This is a genomic window from Acidomonas methanolica, assembly GCF_004346035.1.
GTDB classification, from domain to species: Bacteria; Pseudomonadota; Alphaproteobacteria; order Acetobacterales; family Acetobacteraceae; genus Acidomonas; species Acidomonas methanolica.
The window spans coordinates 21,914-41,563 of record NZ_SLZN01000015.1; the positions used below are offsets into that span (position 1 = coordinate 21,914).

The window sequence follows — 19,650 nt, forward strand, 5'->3', positions numbered from 1 at the left end:
AGCCTTACCGGCCGTCCAGAACCTGCCGCGCGACCGCCGCGTCCCGGGCAATCTGTTCTTTCAGCGCGTCCAGCCCGCTGAAGCGCTGTTCCTCGCGGAGCATCGTGTGGAGGGAGACTTCGAGCCTCTGGCCATAAAGATCGCCGTCGAAATCGAAGATATGCAGTTCGAGACGGCTTTCTTGTCCGTCATTGATGGTGGGACGCCGCCCGATATTGGCGACGCCCTTGCGGATCACGCCATCCGGCATCCGCACCGTGGCCGCATACACCCCGCGCGCGGGCTCGATATGGGAGCCGAGCGGAATATTCGCCGTCGGGAAGCCGAGCAATCGGCCGCGCTTGTCGCCATGTGCCACCGTGCCGGGAATGGTCCAGGGGCGGCCCAGCTCCTCTTCGGCGCGCTCCAGATAGCCCGCCTGGAGGAGTCTGCGGACGCGCGAGGACGAAAACGGCCCACCAATATCAGCCAGAGGGGGGACGATCGTCAGCCCGATGCCGAACGGCTCCAGATGGCGTTCGAGAAAGGCGACATCGCCGCTGCGCCGATGCCCGAAGGCGAAATCCGGCCCGCACGCGACATGGCGCACGCCCAGCCCCCGATGCAGCACCTCCTCGATGAAGTTCTCGGGCGAGAGCCAGGAGAAATCATGATCGAACGGAAGCTGGAACACATGCCGCGCGCCGTTTTCGGCAAGATAGCGCGCCCGCATGTCCGGCAGGGTGAGGCGGAGCGGCGGGTCCTGCGGGCGGAAGAATTCGCGCGGATGCGGCTCGAAGGTGACGGCGGCGAGGGGCAGGTCGGGGCGCGCCGCATGCAGCGTATGCAGCAGATGGACATGGCCGCGATGAACGCCGTCGAAATTGCCCAGCGCCGCCGCCGTGCCGCGCGCCTCTTCCGGGATCGTCCAGCCCGTATGAACCGTCATGCGGTCGCCGGAACGGCAAGGGTGGGGGTGAAGGCCGCGGCGGCTTCGCGAAGATCGGCGGCGTGCGGCACGCCCGGGGCGGCGACCGTTCCGTCTTCCGGACGCACGATCTGGCAGATCTGACATCCCGCGGCGCGCGCGGCCTCGAGTTCCCCCGCCACGTCGGACAGGAACAGGATCGCCCCGGGCAGGACACCGGCGCGCTGCGCGATCTCCGCATAGCTCTCGGCGATCTTCTTTCCGCCGATGCCGAGATCGTAGAACGCCTCGAAGAAGCCGGTCGCGTCGCCTTCCTGCGTATGGCCGTAAAGCAGGCGCTGGGCCTGGGCCGCGCCGGAGGAATAGACCGCCAGCCGCATCCCGGCGTCATGCCAGCCGCGCAGGATCGGCAGCACATCGGGATAGAGCGTCGCGCGCAGGTCGCCGTCATGGAAGCCCGCCTCCCAGGCGATGCCCTGAAGGGTCTTGAGCGGCGCGGTCTTTTCATCCCGCGCCATCCAGTCGCGGATCACGTCGAGCGGGGCGCGGGCGGGGAATTCGCGGGCGATGTCGCCCAGCGCGACCTTGACGCGCGCATCCTCCGCCTTCGTCCGCAACAGATCCGGCAGGGCCCGCGCGGCATAGGGAAACAGCACGTCACGCACGAACGCGATGGGAAGCGTCGTGCCTTCGATATCCAGCAGGATGAGGCGGATGGCGCTCATGCCGGAAGCTCCGCCGGGAAACGCCGCGCGATCCCGTCGCCGGTATAGTGCGCGATCCATCCCGTCATGTCCGTGAACACCCGCAGCGCGACGACGTCAGGCGACAGCCCGGCGTCGAACCAGTGCGGCACGCCGGCCGGAACGGAGATCAGATCGCCCTGCGTGCAGAGCACGGAATAGACCCTGCCGCCGAGATGTAGCACGAACGTGCCCCGGCCATGGACGAAGAAGCGCACCTCGTCCTCGTCATGCGTGTGCTCGGAGAGGAATTTCTCGCGAATCGCCGGAAGATCCGGCGTCTGCGCATTCAGCCGCACCACGTCGGCGGAGCCCGCGCCCGTCTCGCCCATCAGCCCGTCGAGATAGGGGCGATAGGCGTCCAGAACCGCCTCGGCCCCGGCTTCTTTCGACGGCGTGACCGGCGCGTCCCAGCGTTCGAAGCGGACGCCCAGCGGGCGCAGGGCCTCCGCGATCGCGGAGGGCACCCCGGTGTCGAGCAGTTTCGTGTCCGGCGCGTCGTCCGGATAGATGATCAGGCGGCTCATGGTTCAGCCCTTCCCCTCGTTCACGCCCGCTTTCGCCAGTTCGCAGGACAACAGGAATTCCAGTCCTTCCTGCCGCGCCAGCGCCGTGTCCATGTCCTTGCCCCAGACATACACGCCATGCCCCCGGATCACATAGCCCGCGGGCATGTTGCCCAGATGCGGCGCGACGACGCCCGCCAGGCGCGCGATGTCCTGGTCGTTGTCGAAGAGCGGCACGTCCACGCTGGTCTCGTGCGTCGTCTGCCCCTCGAACACCTTCAGCACCTCGTAACCCTCCAGCCGGAGGAAGGGCGCGCGGCGCATCATGGAGAGCACGGTGGAGGCCACGGAATGGCCATGCACCACCGCGCCGATCATGGGATCATGTGCGTACAGCTGGGTGTGCAGCAGCGTTTCCGCCGAGGCGCGCGTCCCGGTGAGGGCGGGGGTTCCATCCGGCGTCACTTCGATCACGTCCGACTCGTCGAGGAAGCCCTTGTGGCCGCCGGAGCGGGTGATCGCGATGCGACCGTCGGGCAGGCGGCGGCTGATGTTCCCCGCCGTGGCGGGCACCCAGCCGCGCTGGTCCATCCGCCGCCCGGCGCGTACGATATCGCGCGCCGCCTGTGTCCAGGCGGAGTCGTGATCGCTCATGCCCATCCGGCCTTACGGATGGGGCGTGCCGGACGGGGGCGCGGCCGGCGTTGCGGGCTGGGCCGTATAATTCGGCTGCTGGGCATAGCCCTGGGGCGGCTGGATGTGACCCGTCGGCGCGGAGGAGGCGTTGCTCTGCTCCAGCGATTCGTCATCGGCCATGTTCTTCTTGAACGCCTTGATTCCCTTGGCGAAATCACCCATCAGGCCGCTGATCTTACTGCCGCCGCCGAACAGGATCAGCACCACGGCGAGCACGATCAGCCAATGCAGGGGGCTCATGCTACCCATAACAAGACACTCCTTAAACAGCGGCGGCGGGCATTCCGGCCCGGGATCATCCTCTCACATGGCGCGACGGCGCGCGTCTTGCAAGCTTTCCCCCGACTCCCCGTTCGTCGATTCCATGTCGAGGGCCGCGACATCGTCCAGCCCGCGCGGGACGATGAAGCCGTAGGTCGGATAGTTCCGCCGTCCGAGCGTATGGATAGGCGTCCAATAGACGCGAACGAGCGACCAGTCATTCTCCGGCGACACATCGACGACCGGCACGCCCCGGTCGATCCGGCCCGGCTCCCAGTTCGCGTGCTCGACGAGGATCTCCCGCGACGCCACGACACGGCGGACGATGGAGACATGCCCGTCCGGCAATCGCCCGGTGGAGCGGAATACCAGGATTTCCCCGGCGGCCGGACTCCTCGTCCGGCGGTAGCGTCCGGCGGCCTCGCTCCACCAGCGATAGGCGGAGCCGGAGAGCGCCACGCCGGTCTTCGATCGCGCATAGGGCGCGCATTGCAGCCTGCCGTTGAAGGCCGAGCGCGGATATTCGTAGCGCGGCGTGCCTCCGCAGGCGGCGAGGCTCAGCACGCCGGAGAGCGCGAGGGCAAGGCGCAGCATTACAGCGTGCGAAGTGCGTTCACCCATTCTTCCGCCTCCGTCGGGTCCATCGCCAGCACCTTTTCCGCCACGTCGCGGGAGAATCCATTGCGTGCGAACACGCCCAGCGTCTTCTCCCGCGCCGCGTCATCCGCCGCGTCCGGCGCGAACGGCCCCAGCCGCCGCTTCCGCGCCAGCATCAGCGCCGCGCCGATCTCATGATCCCGGGCCGCCTCGCCATGCCGGTCCCCCAGCGCGTCGTCGAGCGCATCGGCCAGGACCGGCGCCTCGACGCCCTTTTGCATCAGATGCGCCGTCACGGCCCGGCGCGAACGGCCCGTCCGCGTCAGGCCCAGCGCGCGGGAGCGTGCGAAGGCGGCGTCATCCACGGCGCCGAGTTCCGCCATTTCCTTCAGGATCGTCCTGATGACCGGCTGGAGCCCGGCAAGAGCCTCCGCGGCTGCGTCGCTCTCCATCCCCGCCCGCGTCGCCCGTTCGGCCCAGCGGCGGAGCCGGCGATCCAGCACCTGCTCCAGCCCCCGCCGCGTGGTGGCGAAACGCGCCAGATGCGCCACCGCCGCTTCGCGCAAGGCGGCGGCATCGGGCGGCGGCGGTGCTGATTCGGACATCATGCGGGTTTTCTGCCTCCTCATCATGGCGGAACCATGGCTTTCCCCACTCTTCTCCGCAGCAGGACTCCAAAGAGCACAATGTCAGACCGAGACACCGCGTCAATGCGAGGCGGAAAGCACGGTTCCGGACAAAAAAAAGGGCCGGAAGCGAGCGCTTCCGACCCCTTCGCCGTCTGATCCGCAGAAGGATCAGAAGCGGTATCCGATACCCATCCCGACCACCGTCGGGTCGAGCGAATCATGCGCCCGGACGTAAGCGCCCGATCCGCTGTCATTCGCCCAGGCATGCGCCCGGAGGAACATCTGCTTGGCGTCCACATTGAAGAACCAGTTGCCGACCACCTGATAGTCGAAGCCGATATCGACGGCCGGGCCGCCCGTGAAGCCGAAATTCGCCTTCTGGACGATGCCGCCCGCCGGCTGCGTGTTGTAGAACCACGCCATCGTCGCGCCGACGCCGACATAGGGGTTGAAGCGCTTGTGCGGCCGGAAATGCCAGGCGAAGGTGACGGTGGGCGGGAGAACCCATGTGCTGGCGACGTCGATCTTGCCCAGCGGCGTTCCGTCGAGCGACACTTCGTGCCGTGTGCTGGCCGCGATCAGATCGACCGAGATATTATCCGTCAGGAAATATTCGAACGTCAGTTCGGGCGAAACGCCGTTCGTCGTGCCGACATGCCCCGGCAGATGCTGGCCGTTCAGCCAGATCTTGCTGTCGAGATTTTCCGGTAGCACGCCGATCGCCGAGAGGCGGACGATGAAGTCGCCCTTTCCGAGCCCGATCCGCGTGTTGGCGCAGGTCTGGAAGAGCCCGCAGGACGAGCCGCCGGACGGCGGCAGGACCGGATGGGGCGTCGGCGCCGCCTGCATGTTCACGATCGGCCGGGAGGACTGGGCGCGGGCGGGAGCGCCCGTCGCCGCCAGCATGACTGCGAGGCCGGCGCCCGTTGCCGCGGAGAGAAGACGCTTGAGCGAGATATTCATTGATGACTGTCCGTGAAACACTGGGTACGTCCTCAATCAGCATGCCCCGGCGCGTATTGCTTTGACCTAGGTCAAACGCGCGCCCTATAAGAAATTAAATGAGCTTAAGTATCGACGCATGGGCGGCCGTGAGTCAGGACGGGCGTGACCGGTTACGGGGGCGCGTCCGGAATGAAATGAAGGGATGAAACATGCTGGGGCGTCCCCATGACGCCGCCGCATTGTTGCGCGAATGCGCCCAGTGCGGGGCCCGTAAGCAAAGTGTCTGTTCGGTCGTCGAGGACGAGGATCTGGCCCGGCTGGCCGTCCACTCCCAGCATATGGTGGTCCAGCCCGGCCAGGCATTCATCGCGCAGGATGAGCCGGCGGATGAATTCTTCATCGTGACCGGCGGCCAGGTGAAGCTGTTCACCCTGATGGCGGATGGCCGGCGGCAGATCACGGGATTCGCGCGGCAAGGGAGCTTCCTCGGGCTGGCGGCGCAGGAACGCTATGCCTTCACGGCCGAGGCGCTGACCGAGGTGCATCTCTGCCGCTTCACCCATGTCGGGATGAAGCTGCTCATCGCGCAGTTTCCCGCTCTTGAGCAGCGGCTCCTCCTGGAAGCCGCCCGCGAGTTGATTCTGGCGCAGGAGCATATGGTGCTTCTCGGCCGCAAGACGGCCCTGGAACGTCTCGCCAGCTTCATCATGCAGCGCGTGGAGGATTGCGGCGGTCAGCCGGAGATCACATTGCCCATGACGCGGACGGACATCGCCGATTATCTCGGCCTGACGATCGAGACGGTGAGCCGCATGCTCAACATGCTGCGGCGCGACGGGCTGATCGAGGTCAAGCATATCACCCGCATCCGTGTGATCGACCGCCCGGCGCTCGCGATCCGCGCGGCGGGGGAGCGGTCTGGCGTCTTGATGTAGCGGGGATCAGCCCAGGCGCCACATGCCCAGCGCCTCGGAGACCAGCGTCAGGAGATCGGGCGCGTCGGCCATCTCGCGCAACCGTTCCAGACGGCCGTCCACCGCCAGCGTCGCAAGACCATGGACCGCGCCCCAGGCGGCCGTCGCGCGCAAGGCCCGTTCGTGCTCCGACCCTTCGGCGGCGAGCATGCCCAGCGCCGCGAAGGCGCGTTCCGTCGCGGCGCGCAAGGCGGGATTCGATCTGTCGAGCCGGTCATTGCGGAACATCAGCTCGAACATCGCCGGGCGGGCGAGAGCGAAGCGCAGATAGGCCAAGCCGCGTGCGCGCGCGTCCGCTCCCGCCCGGTCCAGAGCCTCGGCGAGTGCGTCGTAGCCTTCAGCGGCCAGTGCAGCCAGCACGCCCGCGTGATTGCCGAAATACGGATCGCCCGAGGTCGCCGAAACACCCGCGCGCCGGGTGATGGCGCGCAATCCGAGGGCGGACATCCCGCCTTCGTCGAGAAGGGCATGGGCGGCGTCGAGCATGGCCCGGCGGATGTCGGGCGGTGGAGAGCGGCGGGTCATGCCTCTAACTTACAATGTAAGTTTCTGCTTGCAAAGCACGTTGCCGCGCGCGATGACTTACATTGTAAGTTAGAGGGGCTTCCATGAACGCTCGTGTCCTCCTGTCTGAAATTCTTCCGCTCGCGGCAGCCTGGCTGCTGGCGCCGGTCGTGCCGCCGCTCTGGTGCCTTCTCGCCACGGCCGGGCTGGCGGCGTTCGGCGCGCTGCGGCAGAGGGGGCGCGTCTCGCGGGCCTGGCGTCTGATGAACGGGCTGGCTGTGGCTGTGACCGCCGTGGGGGTGCTCATGGCCGATCAGCCGGAGGCGGCGCGGGCAGGCGTGCAGAACATGATCTGCGCCGCCGTCTTTCTTCTCGGCGCGGGAGGACGCGTTCCGCTCCTGAGGGAACTGGCGGAACAACGGGCGGGCAGGGCGCTGCCTGACGCGCCGGGGCTGGCGGGCTTCCTGCGCGGTTATACGGTGGTCTGGGCCGTGTTCTTCGCCTTGCGCTCCCTTGTCTGGGGTGCGGCGCTCGCGTATCGGCTCGACGACACCCTGTTGCATCGCGGGATGATGCTGTCCCTGGCTGCCATGATCGCCCTGAGCCTCGCCGGCCGCCGGATCTTTCGCCTGAGCCGCCGGATGTTCAGAAACGAAACACGACGTTCGACTGATAGTAGTTTCCGCTTTGTGCCCCTGCGCGGCTCATGCCGTTCGAGGCGATGAAGCGCGCGGCATATTGTGTCCAGGAGAGATGCTGCCCGAACTGGAGCGTGAGCGCGGTTTGCGGGATGACGCCGACGAATCCGCCGGAGGGCGTGAACCCGTACGCGCCGCTGGAGCTGTAGATGCGATCGTTCACGTCGTCGCGCCAGAGGAAGGGCGACTTGAGCTGAAAGCTCAGATAGCTCAGCGGCGTGACGCGCAGGACGGGAGAGACGGTGATGAGATTGCTGGGCGCGATGTAGGCCGTGGTGTCGAGATAGTTCGTCTGGGGGTTGAACGGCGCGATATAGGTGCCGATCGTCCCGGTCCTGCTTCGCGAGTCGCCGCCTGAATACAGGTTGAACTGTCCGCCGATGAAAGGGTGCCAGTGAGAGCGGGGATTGCGGTAGCCGGCCGTCGTGTTGACCGAATAGGCCGCCACGTCGCGGATCGCGCCGCTTTTTGCATCCTGGAAGGTGCCCGACTGATAAAGTCCGCCGACCGAGAATTCGAAAGACGGGGAACCGCCATACCAGCGGAAGCCGCCATTCTGCCGCGTCGTGCTGCCGGACAGAGTGGAGGCACGGTAAGGTACGGCGGCCCCGGCCCCGGCGAGGCGGAAGCCGATGGCGAACAGGTCCAGATAGGTCTTCAGCTCCTCCCGCCCCAGCCGGATCGGCCCGGGGGCGAAGGTCATGTCCAGCCCGTGCAGCCGTGTTCCCCAGTCTTCGTCATCGTGGAACATCTTCGACTCGTTGATGTTCGTGCCGACGAAATCGTAGAGGTCCACGCGCACTCGCTGCCAGATCGCATAGCCGCGCACGCCGTTCCAGGAAAGCGGCACGTTGGGGGTGTTGCGGTTGTAGAGCACGTAGGAGGGCGCATCGAGGAATTGCTGGCGGCCGACGAGCAGCCCCGTGCGTGCGCCGAGCATCCCGCCGGTGACTTCGACGAAGCCCTGTTGCAGGTCGAGTCGCTTGCGGTAGGTGCCGTTGTAGCCGTAGCCTGCCCATCCGGCGGCATCGCCGTTGATCAGTTGGCCGAACAGCCGGACATGCGCGCCGAGATGCAGATCCGCGCCATAGAGATTGCGGACGGCGAACCGCCCCGCGCCGGGCGTTCCCCGCGTGCCCAGATAGGGCCGGCCCTCATACCAGTTGCGCAGGCGCGTCTCGCCTGAAAGGGTCAGCCAGATCGTGCGCGCCTTATTCAGCGCGATGAATTTCAGCGGATCGAACGGATCTTTCGCAAGGGAGCGGTCGCGGAGGAAGCTCCAGTCCTCCGCCCATGGCGCGTCACCGTAAATCCCGACGGGGCCGAACCCCGCCGCCTCGCCGTCGCCGCGCGTGAACGCGCCCCATGGACCCTGTCGTCCACTGGGGACGGTGTTCTGCCCTGACGTCACCCGGCGCGGCTGGTCAATGACGCCGGCGTGCGGATAGGTCTGCACCGTGGGGCGCGGCGGCTGGCGAACGGTGACGGTTTCGACGCGGTTTGTGATGGCGCTTCGGTCAGTGGTCGCGGACCGGCCCGGCGTGGCGGCGAGGGCGGCCATAAGCGGAGCCGTGAGTGGCAGCAGAGATAAAGCGCGATTTTTCACCGTTAATATACACCGAATCCCCTATATCAACTCAAAATACACGTTTATTTTTTTAAATGCCATACAGAATCGTTTTTTGCACTGTCTCAATTCAGACGTTCACGAAAATGCGCCTGCGGCAAGTGGGTGCGGTTGTACTGAAGCTGCGCGCGGGTGAGCTGGAAGCCGACCACCATGTGATAGTCCGTGTCCTCGATGCTGTCCGAAGCCGGGAGATCGATGATGCGGATCGGCGTGTTCAGCGCCGTGAGCGAGGTGTTCGGCTCGAAGGCGGCGGTCGCGTGAAACACCTTCTTGTCGAGAATCTTCCCGTTGCGCACGACCGCGACGAAATAGGGCAGGTCGAGCGCCTCGCTTGCGGCGGCGGGCCCGCGCTGGATGGTCATGGCGAGGGAGATTCGCGTGCGGACGGTCTTCTGGTGGTGCGCGCCGGTGGGGCCCGCCTCGCAGGCGCCGGTCATGCCGGTCAGGCTGGCATGGGCGACGAGATCGCCCACATCCAGGCCGCGCCCGTCATAGGCGAAGAGGTCCGACGCGTCGCCGAGCATGTCCATGTGGGGACAGGCGGGGGCGAAGGCGCTCTGCTGCTCCTCGCAGGCGGTCAGCGCCAGCGGGGCGGTCAGGAAAAAGGGAGCGAAACGGGCGATCATGCGGAGGCGGGACATGGGCTTGATTCTCGAACCTTCTGTATCCAGGAGAGGCCGGGTCCGCCATCGCGGAACGATGACGGGGGTTGCGCGGCGGCGTCGGGTTGCGTAACGCCCTCTGGGACGGTGCATTTCGCTGCGCCATGTGTCAAAAGAGTCTGCTTCGCGTGCGTCGCGCGCCAGATCGCTATACTGCCTGCCGTCTGATTGGGGAACACCATGGCCGACACGCTCACACTCGACCCAGCCCGCCAGAACGAGGTTCCCTCCGGCTCGGGAAAGGGGACGCTCCGCGTTCTGCTCGCCGGGCCGCGCGGCTTCTGCGCCGGTGTGGACCGCGCCATCCGTGTGGTGGAGGAGGCCATCAAGCGTTTCGGCGCGCCGGTCTATGTCCGCCATGAAATCGTGCATAACCGCACCGTCGTCGAGGATCTGGAGCGCAAGGGTGCGATCTTCGTCGAGGAACTCGACGAGGTGCCGCCGGACGGGCATGTGGTGTTCTCCGCCCATGGCGTGCCGAAATCCGTTCCCGTCGAGGCCCAGCGCCGCAACCTGCTTTATCTCGACGCCACCTGCCCGCTGGTCTCCAAGGTGCATCGTGAGGCGGAACGCCATTTCGCCGAGGGGGGGCCGGACAGTCGTCACATTCTGATGATCGGCCATGCCGGGCATCCGGAAGTCGTCGGCACGATGGGCCAGTTGCCGGCCGGCGCGATGACGCTGATCCAGGACGCCGACGAGGCGCGCCGGGTGCAGCCGGACGATCCCCATCGCCTCGCCTTCATCACTCAGACGACGCTCTCGGTCGATGACACGGCGGAGATCGTGGCGATCCTGCGCGAGCGTTTCCCCGATATCGAGGGGCCGAAGCGCGAGGATATCTGCTACGCGACGACCAATCGCCAGGAGGCGGTGAAGGCCATCGCGCCGGAGAGTGATCTGGTCATCGTCATCGGTTCGCCCAATTCCTCCAACTCCCAGCGTCTGCGCGAGGTCGCCGAGCGCTCCGGGGCGAAGCGCGCCCTCCTGGTGCCGAAGCTCGCCGATCTGGACTGGAACGTGCTCGACGGCGTGGAGACCATCGGCATCACCGCCGGCGCGTCGGCGCCCGAGGCGCTGGTTCAGGAAATGGTCAAGGCGCTCTCGGAGCGTTACACGCTGCGGATCGAGGAGCGGATCGTCAAGGAAGAGAGCGTCACCTTCCGCCTGCCCAGCCCGCTCGGCCCCTGAAACACCGCGCCCCGGATCATCATGGCGGTCTACACGACGTTCGACGACGCGGCGCTGGCCGCGTTCCTGACGCAGTACGATATCGGCGCGGCCCTCGCGTGTGAGGGGATCGCCGAGGGCGTGGAGAACAGCAATTACCTGCTGGACACGGCGAGCGGGCGTTACATTCTCACGCTCTACGAACGCCGGGTGCGCGAGGCCGATCTGCCTTGGTTCCTCGGCTATATGCGCCATCTGGCCGCGCGCGGCGTCGTGTGTCCCACTCCCGTCGCCATGCGGGACGGAACGCTGCTCGGTCGTCTCGGCGGCCGTCCGGCGGCGCTCACCACCTTCCTGCCGGGGCGGCCCGTCACGGTCATCGACGCCGAATCGTGTCATCAGCTCGGCGCGACGCTGGCACGGCTGCACGCGGCGGGAGGCGATTTCAGCCCCGCGCGGGAGAATGAATTCGGACATCGCGCCTGGGGATCGCTGCTGGACGCCTGTCACGGCGCGGGAGACGCGCTGCAAGCGGGGTTGACCGATCGCGTCAGCGCCGCGATCGCGGCGGTGGAGGCGGCTTGGCCGCGGGACTTGCCTGCCGGTCAGATTCACGCCGATCTCTTCCCGGATAATGCCTTCTTTCGCGACGGGCGGCTATCGGGCGTCATTGACTTCTATTTCGCATGCACGGACGCGTTCGCCTATGATGTGGCGATCTGTCTCAACGCCTGGTGCTTTCCGGATGAGGCGACGCTCGATCCGGTTCTCATGCGCGCCGTGCTCGCCGGATACGAATCCGTCCGTCCCCTCGATGCGGCGGAGCGTGGCGCGATGCTCCTGCTTTGTCGCGGTGCGGCGCTGCGCTTCCTGCTGACGCGACTCTATGACTGGGTGAATACGCCGCCGGATGCGGTGGTTACGCGCAAGGACCCGCTCGCCTATGAGAGGCGGCTTGCGGCATGGGAGCGGCGCGATGGACTCTGAGGACGAGGCGCAGCCCGGCCTTGATGGCCTGCCTTATGTCGCGATCTGGACGGATGGCGGCTGCAAGCCCAATCCCGGTCCCGGCGGCTGGGCGGCGTTGCTGCGTTTCGGCGGGCATGAGCGGGAATTGTCCGGCGGCGAGCGTGCGACCACCAATAACCGCATGGAACTCACCGCCGCCGCGGAGGCGCTGGAGGCGTTGAAAAAACCGTGCCGCGTCGATCTTCATACGGACAGCGAATATCTGCGGAACGGCGTCACGCGCTGGCACACGGGCTGGGTGCGCCGCAACTGGCGCAACGCGGCGGGCGATCCGGTCGCGAACATGGATCTCTGGCAGCGCGTGCTGGCGGCGGAGAAGCGCCACACGGTCGACTGGCATTGGGTGCGCGGCCATAGCGGCCATGCCGAAAACGAGCGGGTGGACCGGCTGGCGACACGGGCGCGGGAGGATATCGAGCGGGCGCAAGGAGCCTCTTCCTTGTCTGAAGAAGAGGCAGGACGTCGTCCGATCGTTTAATGAGGCGGCTCGCCGGAAGACTCCTGTCGGCAGGCAGGTGATCCGGCCTCCCGACAGGCGCTAGCCCGCGCCCGGCGTGCGGTGGCAAAGCCGGTGGGCGAGGACCGATGAACGCTCGCCATCGGGAATGGACCCGATCAGCTTCATCTCGTCGATGGATTCAGCCATTTCGACGATCAGGTCGTGGCCCGTCACGATATGCGGCGGGACTTCCTGCGCGAGCATCTTCTCGGGCTGGGGCACCGGATCGGGGAGGTCGGAAAGCATCGAGGCGAGAGCGGCCTTCTGTTCCGGCCAGGCCGCAGCGGCCTCCTGCATGGCGAGGATGAGCATGGCGGCGAGGTCCGGATCGGCGGCGAGCCGCGCGGCAGAGAGGGTCAGCACGAGATTGGTGCGCTCGCGATCGGCGCCGGTGAGACTGCTGATGACGGTCGTGCTCATTCCCTTGGTCGCCTGCATGACCTCCCAGGCCAGCGGATCATGCGCGACCAGTGCGTCCACGCGTCCGTTACGCAGGGCGTCGTCGAAATCGGCCTCCTGAAGAACGACCCAGCGGACGCCCGTCACCGGATTGATGCCGCGCCGTCGCAGACGGATCGCCGCGAATCGCTGGTCCAGCCCGTCGAGGCGCTGAACGCCGATGGATTTCCCCGCCAGATCGACGACGCGATGGATTTCGGTACCGCGAGTGGCCGCCAGAAGGCGGAAGCTGCCGCCGCCCAGCCCGCAGAGCACCAGCCCGGGCAACTCGGGGGTGGGCGTGGCGTGCAGCCGGGGGAGGAGATCAAGCAACGGCACGGCTGCGGCATCGACCGAGCCGTTCGTCAGAGCGTCCAGCGCGGAATCGCCATTGGCCGCGTTGATGACCGTGACGTCCAGCCCGTAACGATCGAAAGTGGTCATCCGGGCGAGATGCAGCAGCGTATTCGTGTCCGCATCCGGCCAGATCAGCTTCAGTTCGCGTCGGCGCCCGTCGCTCGCCAGCTTCCCGTGGCGGGGGCGCATCAGAAACGGTCCTTCGACGAGGGCGAAAACCGCGAGCGCCGCGCCGCCGACCATCCAGCCGCGTCGCATTTTTCCGCGATGTGTCAGTGACATGGCCGGGAATGTTCCAAAAATGCGAAAGGGGGGTTTACCCTCGCGATCGGTTTCGCTAGAAGCGGCGTCGCCGGTCCCGAATAGCTCAGTTGGTAGAGCAAGCGACTGTTAATCGCTGGGTCGTAGGTTCGAGTCCTACTTCGGGAGCCAGGCCCTGTTTTTCTTCGCAATGCGGTTTATTCCTCGGGCTTCACGTCTTCCAGACGGTCGAGATGCCACAGGCGCGGGAAAAGCGCGATCCACACTCCCGTGACGACGAGCGTGCCGACGCCACCCAACACGACAGCCGCTTCCGGCCCGGTCAGGCTGGCCAGCATGCCGCTCTCGAACTCGCCGAGCTGGTTGCTGGAGCCGATGAAGAGCATGTTCACCGCCGAGACGCGCCCGCGCATCGCGTCCGGCGTGGCGAGCTGGGTCAGCGCGCCACGCACCACGACGCTGACGACATCCGCCGCCCCAAGGATCGCCAATGCGGTCACGGACAGCCAGAGCGTATGGGCGACGCCGAAGACGATGGTGGCGACGCCGAACACCGCGACCGAGAGGAACATGATCGGCCCGCAGCGCCCCTTGAGCGGATGGCGTGCGAGATAGATGGAGATGCACAGCGCGCCCGCCCCCGGCGCCGACCGCAGGATTCCGAGGCCGACCGGCCCGAGATGGAGAATATCGCTGGCATAGACCGGCAACATCGCCGTCGCCCCGCCGAGCAGCACGGCGAAGAGATCGAGCGAGATCGCGCCCAGCAGATCGCGTCGCCGCCGCAGGAAGGCGATTCCGCCGAAGACGGACTCCAGACTCATGGGCGAACGGCTCGTCTGGGCCCGCGGCAGCCGCAGCATGCTGGTGGCGCAAAGGGCGCTGCCGAAGCCGATCCCGCAGATCAGATAGCAGAACCCCGCGCCCAGGCCGTAGAGCAGACCGCCCAGCGACGGGCCGATGATGCACGCGGCCTGGAACAGCGAGGAGGAGAGGGCGGCGGCGCGCGGGAACTGCGCGGCCGAGGCGATGGCGGGCAGGAAAGTTTGCTGCGCGGGCTGCTCGAAGGATCGCAGCGCGCCGTACAGCGCCACCAATACGTAGATCGCGGCCGGGGCGAGATGATTGGTAAAGGAGGCGAGGCTCATGAGGAGCGCCGCCAGCACCTCGATGCTCTGGCAGATCTGCACGATGCGCTGGCGGTTGAACTGGTCCGCCACATGGCCGGAGGCGAACACCAGCGCCAGCATCGGCAGGAACTGGGTGAGGCCGACGAGGCCCAGCGCCGCCACGCTATGGGTCAGCGCATAGATCTGCCAGCCCACCGCGACGGCCAGCACCTGCGACGAGAGCGCCGACATGGCGCGCGCGAAAAGCAGCGGCCTCAGCCCTTTCAACCCGCGCAGCGAATCCGGTGAAGGAATGAATTCGGTCGTATCCGTGAGAGGGGCGTTCGATGAATCGGCCATGACCGCCGGAGTATAGGGGCAGGGTGCGGCCGACGGAATGCCGGGGAATTGCAAAAAACTGTCTCTTTGGGCAGCATCCCGCGATGGATGGCGCAGTCATGAATCGGCCCGACTCGCTTTCGTCCACGACGTGGCGAGCGGCGGGGCCTGATATTCGGGTCGGAAGCGTTGCCCGCGTCGAGGCGGGGAGTGCGTTCTGGCAATTATGGATCACTTTCGGCGCGGGTTTCGGACTGCGTCGCGCCGTCGTGCGGCCTGCCGCCCGCTATCGTCCGGATGCGCTTCCGGGCAGCCGGGTCTGTGCCGTGGTCAATCCGCCGCTCCCGCCTTCGTCCCCAACCGACGTGATCGTCCTCGGCATGACAGAGCCGGGCGGCGGAATGATATTGATTTGCCCCGACCAGTGTGTCGCGGATGGAGGAAAACTGTTCTGATGGCCGCCAATTACGCCACCGTCACCTGGGACCAGTTGCATCGCGACGCCCGCACTCTCGCCTCGGCGCTCATGCCGCGCGGCCCGTTCAAGGGCATCGTCGCCGTGACGCGCGGCGGCCTCATCCCGGCCGCGATCATCGCGAGGGAACTCGATTGCCGGCTGATCGAATCCATCTCCGTCGTGAGCTATGCGGGGGAAAGCGCCGAGGAGCAGTCCGAGCCGGTCATCGTGAAGCCCGCCACGGCGGCGGAGGACGGGGAGGGATTCCTGATCATCGACGATCTGGTGGATTCGGGCGAGACGGCGAAAATTGTCCGCGAAGCATTGCCCAAGGCCCACTTCGCCTGTCTTTATGCCAAGCCCTCCGGTCGGCCGCACACGGATCAGTATGTGATGGAGGTGTCGCAGGATACCTGGGTGCTGTTTCCGTGGGATACGGCCCCGCTCTTCGTGCCGCCGCTGGCGCGCCAGTCGGCCTGACCGGAGAAGGGCAGCGCCGTTTCCCGCGCAAGCGTCAGTCTGGCGACGGATTTCCGCCGATCGCCTTGTTGCATGGGTTTTGCCGTGGCGTTTTTTTCCGTCGCGTGTTTCGCTTTCGGCTGCGATGCGATAGGGTCCGCCCGTTCGGGGCGTGGCGCAGCCTGGTAGCGCGCTTGTTTTGGGTACAAGAGGCCCCCGGTTCGAATCCGGGCGCCCCGACCAGTGCCGTTCGCGGCGCTGCGCCCTTAGCTCAGTTGGATAGAGCAACAGCCTTCTAAGCTGTGGGTCGCTGGTTCGAATCCAGCAGGGCGCGCCAGTTATTTCATGCCCGACGGCGTCGGGGATGTCGCGGGCGCGAAGCCGGCCACCATCTCCGCGAGACCGGTCTGGCGTGTCGTTTTGAGGCGGCTGGCGACGAGAATGGCGCGTGCCTCGCCGATGGCGCGGTCGAGCTCGGCATTGACGATGACGTGGTCGAACTCCGCCCAATGCGAGATTTCGCTGAGTGCGGCGGCCATACGGCGCTCGATTTCCGCCGGGTCGTCCGAGGCGCGGCCGCGCAGGCGGCGTTCGAGTTCGGCGACGGAGGGCGGGAGGACGAAGAGGCTGACCACATCGCCGGGCAGGGCGTCGCGAAGTTGCCGATGGCCCTGCCAGTCGATGTCGAAGACCATATCCATCCCGTCTGCGAGGGCGGTCTCGACGGGCGCGCGGGGGGTGCCGTAGCCGCGACCGAACACTTCGGCCCATTCGATCAGTTCGCCCGCCGCCGCCATGGCGCGGAAACTGTCCAGATCGCGGAAATGATAATGAACGCCATCGCGCTCGCCCGGGCGGGGGGCGCGGGTGGTGACGGAGACGGAATGGGTGAGCAGAGGATCGGCGGCGCGCAGGGCGTTCGCGATTGTCGATTTCCCGGCGCCCGAGGGGGCCGAAATGACGAGGCATACGCCGCGTCGCGCGATCTTGATGGAAGAAACCGTCATGGGGCGGATCTGTCCTGCGGCAACGTCTTGTCCTCTCGCTCGTCTCCGGCGTCGAAGCCTGATCTGACCGTCACCGGCTGGCGGACGCCGGGGAGCAGGCATAGCCAATAATCCGCCATCCGTCACGCCGTTCCGCGAAAGTGCGGATCGGGAGGCGGCGTAAAAATCAGGGTCGGGCGTTTACCGTATGGTAACTTTCTTCATATATAGACACAGGCATCTCATGGAGATGGGGGTCGAAGATACGCAATGCAGAATAAATATTCCGCTTATGACAGTCGCCGTAGCATGATCTGCGGCGCAGAGGCGCGAGAGGGTGCGCTTTCCTCCTCCCCGGGGCCGCGGGCATGGCAGGTCGAGCGGCTGCGAACCTGTTCTGGTCGAAGGCCGCAGGGTCACATATGATCGTCCCGCGACGTGACGGACAAGAGGACCGCGCCGAGTCTCTGGTTCGAGGCGTCGACGTCACGACGAGCCGGGTCGCGGGACAGGCGATGGAGCGGCAGATGCAACCTGAGCCGATTATAGGCCTTCTCGACCGGGAAGGTTTCCTGCAACGCGTCGATCAGCTTCTCGAGGCGGCGCGAGGGGACCGCACGCGGTTCATCCTCGTTCTGGCCGACCTCGACAGGTTTCGTGACACGACGAAATATTACGGGCCGGATCTCGCGGAAGAATTGCTGAAAGCCATGGCCCTGCGGGTTCTCGTGGCCGGAGGGGCCGATGCGGTCACGGGGCGCTGCGGAAACGATGCTTTTGCCCTGTTCTATGCTTCCCCGATCGCCGAAATGCCCTTGCGGGCCGAGATGGAGCGTCTGAGGAATTCGCTGAGCCGTCTTGTGGTGGTGGTGGATGTGGGCGTCGATGTGTCGGTGAGCATCGGATATGTCGTGGCCGAGAAGGAGGGAGAATACGCCGAGCGTCTTCTGCGCCGGGCGGAACTCGCGGCCCATGCCGCGAAAACGGCCGGCGGCCGCCGTGTTGTTGGATTTTCCGCCGTATTCGAGGAGACGATCCGGATCCGCCAGACGCTGCTCGCTTCCGTTCGCCGGGCGATGGCGACCAATGAATTCACCGTTCACTATCAGCCGCTCATTCCTCTGACGGCGGACCGGGAGACGGGGTGCGAGGCGCTGGTGCGCTGGAACCATCCGATTCGCGGCCTCCTCACGCCTGCGGCCTTTCTCGATATTTTCCAGGATTTTTCCCTGATGCTCGAACTCGGGCACCGGATTCGCGGCATCGTGCTGGCCGATCTGGCGCGCTGGCGGCGGGAGGGGAGTTACATGGGAAAGGTCGCGATCAATCTGGGCCCCGCCGATCTGGCGCTGGGCAATCTCGCGGTCGATCTGGCCCGGTCGCTGGAAGCAATAGGCGCGAGCCCGCGCGACATGATCGTCGAGGTGAGCGAAACGCTTCTGCTCCGGGGCGCGGAGGGCGGGATGATGTTGCACCGCCTGCATGAATTCGCGCGGCGCGGCTTCTCCATAGGATTCGACGATTTCGGTACCGGGCATGCCTCCCTGACGCATCTGCGGGAACTGCCGCTGGACATCATCAAGATCGACCGCAGCTTCATCGCGGGAATCGAGGACAATACGCGTGACGCCGCCCTCGTCTCGGGCATGATAGATCTTGCTCACCGTCTCGGCCTCACGACGATCGCCGAAGGTGTCGAAACGATGGAACAGGCGCGCCTCCTGCGGCGCGTGGGGTGCGATGTGGTCCAGGGTTTTCTCCTGGCGCGCCCGGTGGATGCGGATTCTCTGCCCGACGCCGTGCGCCGCGCGGAAGAGCTGGTGGCGGCGCTGGAATACGACGACCAGGCGCAGCCGGGCTGTCCGGCCGCTTCCCCGTGACGGGAGGAAACATGTCGTCCCGCACCGTTCTCATCACGGGCGCATCCTCCGGAATCGGGCGTGGCCTGGCCTTGAGCCTGGCGGCGCCGGGCGTCGTCCTGCATCTGGGCGGCCGGGATCTTCCGCGGCTGGAGGCGGTGGCCTCAGCCTGTCGCGCGAAAGGGGCGGCGACGGAAATCCGCGCGCTGGACGTGACATGCGCCGAGGCAATGGCGGCGTGGATCGGCGAGGCCGCGCATCCCCGGCTTGATCGGGTCTTTGCCTGCGCGGGCGTTACGGGAGGCGTGGATGCGCCGGACACCGACGGCGCCGCATTCGAAAGCGCCGCGCAGGTCCGCCGGATGTTCGCCGTCGATCTGGACGGCGCGCTCAACACGATTCTGCCCGCTCTCGACATCATGCGCCGGCAACCGCGTGATGGCCGGGGCGATCGGGGACGCATCTGCGTCATCGCGTCGGTGGCCGGGGTGGTGAGCTATCCCGGCACGCCCTCCTATTGCGCGGCCAAGGCGGCGGTGGATCGTTTCATGGTCGCCAGCGGCGCGTATTCCCGACGGGCGGGCATTCACCTCACCAGTGTCTGCTGCGGATTCGTCGATACCCCGATGGTGGCGGGCCATCGTTTCCCCATGCCCGGCCTCGTCAGCACGGAGGCGGCCGTGCGCTCCATCCTGAGAGGCGTGGAGAGACGAAAGCGGCGGGTGGTGTTTCCTCTCTGGCTGGTGCTGGGCTCGCGCTTCATGGACATGCTGCCGATTCGGCTCGCGGAACTCTATTACACGCGCCAGCCGACCGGCCGCCCCGGCGCGTTCACGCCGCTGGACGAGAGATCATGATCATCGTCAATCGGAAATTCTGACAAAACATGTCGCTATCGTCATGACAAGTTACGCCGCCGAATACGCTATGGTGGC

23 protein-coding genes and 3 tRNA genes are annotated in these 19,650 nt (G+C 66.4%); 12 read left to right on the forward strand and 14 right to left on the reverse strand.

Annotation, left to right across the window (positions count from 1 at the left end; genetic code table 11):
* Positions 1 to 4 precede the first annotated feature (4 nt).
* From EDC31_RS11230 to EDC31_RS11265, 8 genes are all read right to left on the reverse strand, one after another.
* On the reverse strand, positions 5 to 928 hold the full coding sequence (locus tag EDC31_RS11230; RefSeq protein WP_042055605.1) for a bifunctional riboflavin kinase/FAD synthetase: 924 nt from the start codon (positions 926 to 928) through the stop codon (positions 5 to 7).
* On the reverse strand, positions 925 to 1,632 hold the full coding sequence (mtnC, locus tag EDC31_RS11235; protein ID WP_042055607.1) for an acireductone synthase: 708 nt from the start codon (positions 1,630 to 1,632) through the stop codon (positions 925 to 927). The genes EDC31_RS11230 and mtnC overlap by 4 nt, the downstream gene beginning before the upstream one ends.
* On the reverse strand, positions 1,629 to 2,177 hold the full coding sequence (locus EDC31_RS11240; protein ID WP_042055609.1) for a 1,2-dihydroxy-3-keto-5-methylthiopentene dioxygenase: 549 nt from the start codon (positions 2,175 to 2,177) through the stop codon (positions 1,629 to 1,631). Before EDC31_RS11240 ends, mtnC begins: the two co-directional genes overlap by 4 nt.
* 3 nt (positions 2,178 to 2,180) lie before the next feature.
* The gene (locus tag EDC31_RS11245) at positions 2,181 to 2,810 is read right to left on the reverse strand and encodes a methylthioribulose 1-phosphate dehydratase (protein ID WP_132127056.1); all 630 of its coding nucleotides are present in this window, start codon (positions 2,808 to 2,810) and stop codon (positions 2,181 to 2,183) included.
* 12 nt (positions 2,811 to 2,822) lie between these two features.
* Entirely contained in the window at positions 2,823 to 3,101 is a 279-nt protein-coding gene (locus EDC31_RS18525; protein ID WP_042055614.1) for a twin-arginine translocase TatA/TatE family subunit, read from the reverse strand.
* Between the two features lie 54 nt (positions 3,102 to 3,155).
* A complete protein-coding gene (locus tag EDC31_RS11255) occupies positions 3,156 to 3,707 on the reverse strand; it encodes a CHAP domain-containing protein (RefSeq protein WP_042055616.1) in 552 nt (183 codons plus the stop codon).
* Complete coding sequence (locus tag EDC31_RS11260; RefSeq protein ID WP_042055617.1) at positions 3,707 to 4,318, reverse strand: regulatory protein RecX; 612 nt, start codon at positions 4,316 to 4,318, stop codon at positions 3,707 to 3,709. The genes EDC31_RS11255 and EDC31_RS11260 overlap by 1 nt, the downstream gene beginning before the upstream one ends.
* A gap of 189 nt (positions 4,319 to 4,507) precedes the next feature.
* Positions 4,508 to 5,302: an OmpW/AlkL family protein gene (locus EDC31_RS11265; protein ID WP_081797379.1), complete on the reverse strand. Its 795-nt coding sequence runs from the start codon at positions 5,300 to 5,302 to the stop codon at positions 4,508 to 4,510.
* A 191-nt stretch (positions 5,303 to 5,493) separates the two neighbouring features.
* Between EDC31_RS11265 and EDC31_RS11270 the strand changes: the two genes are divergently transcribed.
* Positions 5,494 to 6,219 (forward strand): Crp/Fnr family transcriptional regulator, encoded by a 726-nt coding sequence (locus EDC31_RS11270; protein ID WP_042055619.1) that lies wholly within the window; start codon positions 5,494 to 5,496, stop codon positions 6,217 to 6,219.
* A 6-nt stretch (positions 6,220 to 6,225) separates the two neighbouring features.
* Here EDC31_RS11270 and EDC31_RS11275 read toward each other — a convergent pair whose 3' ends face one another.
* Positions 6,226 to 6,783 carry a TetR/AcrR family transcriptional regulator gene (locus tag EDC31_RS11275; RefSeq protein WP_042055622.1) on the reverse strand — a complete coding sequence of 186 codons (558 nt, stop codon included), beginning with the start codon at positions 6,781 to 6,783 and terminating at the stop codon, positions 6,226 to 6,228.
* An 83-nt stretch (positions 6,784 to 6,866) separates the two neighbouring features.
* Between EDC31_RS11275 and EDC31_RS11280 the strand changes: the two genes are divergently transcribed.
* Entirely contained in the window at positions 6,867 to 7,487 is a 621-nt protein-coding gene (locus EDC31_RS11280) for a hypothetical protein (protein WP_042055624.1), read from the forward strand.
* On the opposite strand, the gene EDC31_RS11285 is transcribed toward EDC31_RS11280, so the two are convergent.
* Together EDC31_RS11285 and EDC31_RS11290 are read right to left on the reverse strand one after the other, a co-directional pair.
* Entirely contained in the window at positions 7,408 to 9,021 is a 1,614-nt protein-coding gene (locus EDC31_RS11285) for an alginate export family protein (RefSeq protein WP_081797380.1), read from the reverse strand. The genes EDC31_RS11280 and EDC31_RS11285 overlap by 80 nt on opposite strands.
* A 131-nt stretch (positions 9,022 to 9,152) precedes the next feature.
* Entirely contained in the window at positions 9,153 to 9,731 is a 579-nt protein-coding gene (locus tag EDC31_RS11290) for a hypothetical protein (protein WP_042055629.1), read from the reverse strand.
* A 201-nt stretch (positions 9,732 to 9,932) separates the two neighbouring features.
* Between EDC31_RS11290 and ispH the strand changes: the two genes are divergently transcribed.
* Genes ispH through rnhA form a run of 3 tightly spaced genes read left to right on the forward strand, consistent with a single transcriptional unit; the run spans position 9,933 to position 12,429 of the window.
* Positions 9,933 to 10,943 (forward strand): 4-hydroxy-3-methylbut-2-enyl diphosphate reductase, encoded by a 1,011-nt coding sequence (gene ispH / locus EDC31_RS11295; RefSeq protein ID WP_042055630.1) that lies wholly within the window; start codon positions 9,933 to 9,935, stop codon positions 10,941 to 10,943.
* 21 nt (positions 10,944 to 10,964) lie between these two features.
* On the forward strand, positions 10,965 to 11,909 hold the full coding sequence (gene thrB / locus EDC31_RS11300) for a homoserine kinase (protein WP_042055632.1): 945 nt from the start codon (positions 10,965 to 10,967) through the stop codon (positions 11,907 to 11,909).
* A complete protein-coding gene (rnhA, locus tag EDC31_RS11305; protein ID WP_042055634.1) occupies positions 11,899 to 12,429 on the forward strand; it encodes a ribonuclease HI in 531 nt (176 codons plus the stop codon). The genes thrB and rnhA overlap by 11 nt, the downstream gene beginning before the upstream one ends.
* A 60-nt stretch (positions 12,430 to 12,489) precedes the next feature.
* Here the strand turns inward: rnhA and EDC31_RS11310 are convergent, their stop codons facing one another.
* Positions 12,490 to 13,527 carry an ABC transporter substrate-binding protein gene (locus EDC31_RS11310; protein WP_081797381.1) on the reverse strand — a complete coding sequence of 346 codons (1,038 nt, stop codon included), beginning with the start codon at positions 13,525 to 13,527 and terminating at the stop codon, positions 12,490 to 12,492.
* Positions 13,528 to 13,601: 74 nt separating this feature from the next.
* On the opposite strand from EDC31_RS11310, the gene EDC31_RS11315 reads away from it, so the two are divergent.
* A tRNA-Asn gene (locus tag EDC31_RS11315) sits at positions 13,602 to 13,677 on the forward strand.
* 26 nt (positions 13,678 to 13,703) lie between these two features.
* Here EDC31_RS11315 and EDC31_RS11320 read toward each other — a convergent pair.
* Positions 13,704 to 14,975, reverse strand: coding sequence for an MFS transporter (locus EDC31_RS11320; protein WP_042055689.1), 1,272 nt, complete (start codon positions 14,973 to 14,975; stop codon positions 13,704 to 13,706).
* Positions 14,976 to 15,073: 98 nt separating this feature from the next.
* Here EDC31_RS11320 and EDC31_RS11325 point away from each other — a divergent pair, with 98 nt between their 5' ends.
* The 4 genes from EDC31_RS11325 to EDC31_RS11340 all read left to right on the forward strand — a co-directional run bounded on the left by EDC31_RS11325 (position 15,074) and on the right by EDC31_RS11340 (position 16,207).
* Positions 15,074 to 15,409 carry a hypothetical protein gene (locus tag EDC31_RS11325; RefSeq protein ID WP_042055691.1) on the forward strand — a complete coding sequence of 112 codons (336 nt, stop codon included), beginning with the start codon at positions 15,074 to 15,076 and terminating at the stop codon, positions 15,407 to 15,409.
* Complete coding sequence (gene gpt / locus EDC31_RS11330) at positions 15,409 to 15,891, forward strand: xanthine phosphoribosyltransferase (RefSeq protein WP_042055638.1); 483 nt, start codon at positions 15,409 to 15,411, stop codon at positions 15,889 to 15,891. Before EDC31_RS11325 ends, gpt begins: the two co-directional genes overlap by 1 nt.
* Before the next feature lie 145 nt (positions 15,892 to 16,036).
* Positions 16,037 to 16,113 (forward strand) — tRNA-Pro (locus tag EDC31_RS11335).
* Positions 16,114 to 16,130: 17 nt separating this feature from the next.
* Positions 16,131 to 16,207 (forward strand) — tRNA-Arg (locus EDC31_RS11340).
* 1 nt (position 16,208) lies between these two features.
* Here the strand turns inward: EDC31_RS11340 and gmk are convergent.
* Positions 16,209 to 16,877, reverse strand: a complete 669-nt coding sequence (gene gmk / locus EDC31_RS11345) for a guanylate kinase (RefSeq protein WP_042055640.1) — start codon at positions 16,875 to 16,877, stop codon at positions 16,209 to 16,211.
* Between the two features lie 401 nt (positions 16,878 to 17,278).
* Here gmk and EDC31_RS11350 point away from each other — a divergent pair, with 401 nt between their 5' ends.
* Positions 17,279 to 18,736: a putative bifunctional diguanylate cyclase/phosphodiesterase gene (locus tag EDC31_RS11350; protein WP_042055641.1), complete on the forward strand. Its 1,458-nt coding sequence runs from the start codon at positions 17,279 to 17,281 to the stop codon at positions 18,734 to 18,736.
* Between the two features lie 11 nt (positions 18,737 to 18,747).
* On the forward strand, positions 18,748 to 19,572 hold the full coding sequence (locus tag EDC31_RS11355) for an SDR family NAD(P)-dependent oxidoreductase (RefSeq protein WP_042055643.1): 825 nt from the start codon (positions 18,748 to 18,750) through the stop codon (positions 19,570 to 19,572).
* The last annotated feature ends 78 nt before the right edge of the window (positions 19,573 to 19,650 follow it).

Bases quoted from the DNA above. Each gene is read 5' to 3' on its own strand.
- gpt (WP_042055638.1), top strand. From the start codon at position 15,409: ATGGCCGCCAATTACGCCACCGTCACCTGGGACCAGTTGCATCGCGAC.
- EDC31_RS11270 (WP_042055619.1), top strand. From the start codon at position 5,494: ATGCTGGGGCGTCCCCATGACGCCGCCGCATTGTTGCGCGAATGCGCC.
- EDC31_RS11230 (WP_042055605.1), bottom strand. From the start codon at position 928: ATGACGGTTCATACGGGCTGGACGATCCCGGAAGAGGCGCGCGGCACG.
- rnhA (WP_042055634.1), top strand. From the start codon at position 11,899: ATGGACTCTGAGGACGAGGCGCAGCCCGGCCTTGATGGCCTGCCTTAT.
- EDC31_RS11275 (WP_042055622.1), bottom strand. From the start codon at position 6,783: ATGACCCGCCGCTCTCCACCGCCCGACATCCGCCGGGCCATGCTCGAC.
- EDC31_RS11240 (WP_042055609.1), bottom strand. From the start codon at position 2,177: ATGAGCCGCCTGATCATCTATCCGGACGACGCGCCGGACACGAAACTG.
- EDC31_RS11255 (WP_042055616.1), bottom strand. From the start codon at position 3,707: ATGCTGCGCCTTGCCCTCGCGCTCTCCGGCGTGCTGAGCCTCGCCGCC.
- thrB (WP_042055632.1), top strand. From the start codon at position 10,965: ATGGCGGTCTACACGACGTTCGACGACGCGGCGCTGGCCGCGTTCCTG.
- EDC31_RS11350 (WP_042055641.1), top strand. From the start codon at position 17,279: ATGATCGTCCCGCGACGTGACGGACAAGAGGACCGCGCCGAGTCTCTG.
- EDC31_RS11245 (WP_132127056.1), bottom strand. From the start codon at position 2,810: ATGAGCGATCACGACTCCGCCTGGACACAGGCGGCGCGCGATATCGTA.
- gmk (WP_042055640.1), bottom strand. From the start codon at position 16,877: ATGACGGTTTCTTCCATCAAGATCGCGCGACGCGGCGTATGCCTCGTC.
- EDC31_RS11265 (WP_081797379.1), bottom strand. From the start codon at position 5,302: ATGAATATCTCGCTCAAGCGTCTTCTCTCCGCGGCAACGGGCGCCGGC.
- EDC31_RS11260 (WP_042055617.1), bottom strand. From the start codon at position 4,318: ATGATGTCCGAATCAGCACCGCCGCCGCCCGATGCCGCCGCCTTGCGC.
- ispH (WP_042055630.1), top strand. From the start codon at position 9,933: ATGGCCGACACGCTCACACTCGACCCAGCCCGCCAGAACGAGGTTCCC.
- mtnC (WP_042055607.1), bottom strand. From the start codon at position 1,632: ATGAGCGCCATCCGCCTCATCCTGCTGGATATCGAAGGCACGACGCTT.
- EDC31_RS18525 (WP_042055614.1), bottom strand. From the start codon at position 3,101: ATGGGTAGCATGAGCCCCCTGCATTGGCTGATCGTGCTCGCCGTGGTG.
- EDC31_RS11310 (WP_081797381.1), bottom strand. From the start codon at position 13,527: ATGTCACTGACACATCGCGGAAAAATGCGACGCGGCTGGATGGTCGGC.
- EDC31_RS11325 (WP_042055691.1), top strand. From the start codon at position 15,074: ATGAATCGGCCCGACTCGCTTTCGTCCACGACGTGGCGAGCGGCGGGG.
- EDC31_RS11320 (WP_042055689.1), bottom strand. From the start codon at position 14,975: ATGGCCGATTCATCGAACGCCCCTCTCACGGATACGACCGAATTCATT.
- EDC31_RS11285 (WP_081797380.1), bottom strand. From the start codon at position 9,021: ATGGCCGCCCTCGCCGCCACGCCGGGCCGGTCCGCGACCACTGACCGA.
- EDC31_RS11290 (WP_042055629.1), bottom strand. From the start codon at position 9,731: ATGTCCCGCCTCCGCATGATCGCCCGTTTCGCTCCCTTTTTCCTGACC.
- EDC31_RS11280 (WP_042055624.1), top strand. From the start codon at position 6,867: ATGAACGCTCGTGTCCTCCTGTCTGAAATTCTTCCGCTCGCGGCAGCC.
- EDC31_RS11355 (WP_042055643.1), top strand. From the start codon at position 18,748: ATGTCGTCCCGCACCGTTCTCATCACGGGCGCATCCTCCGGAATCGGG.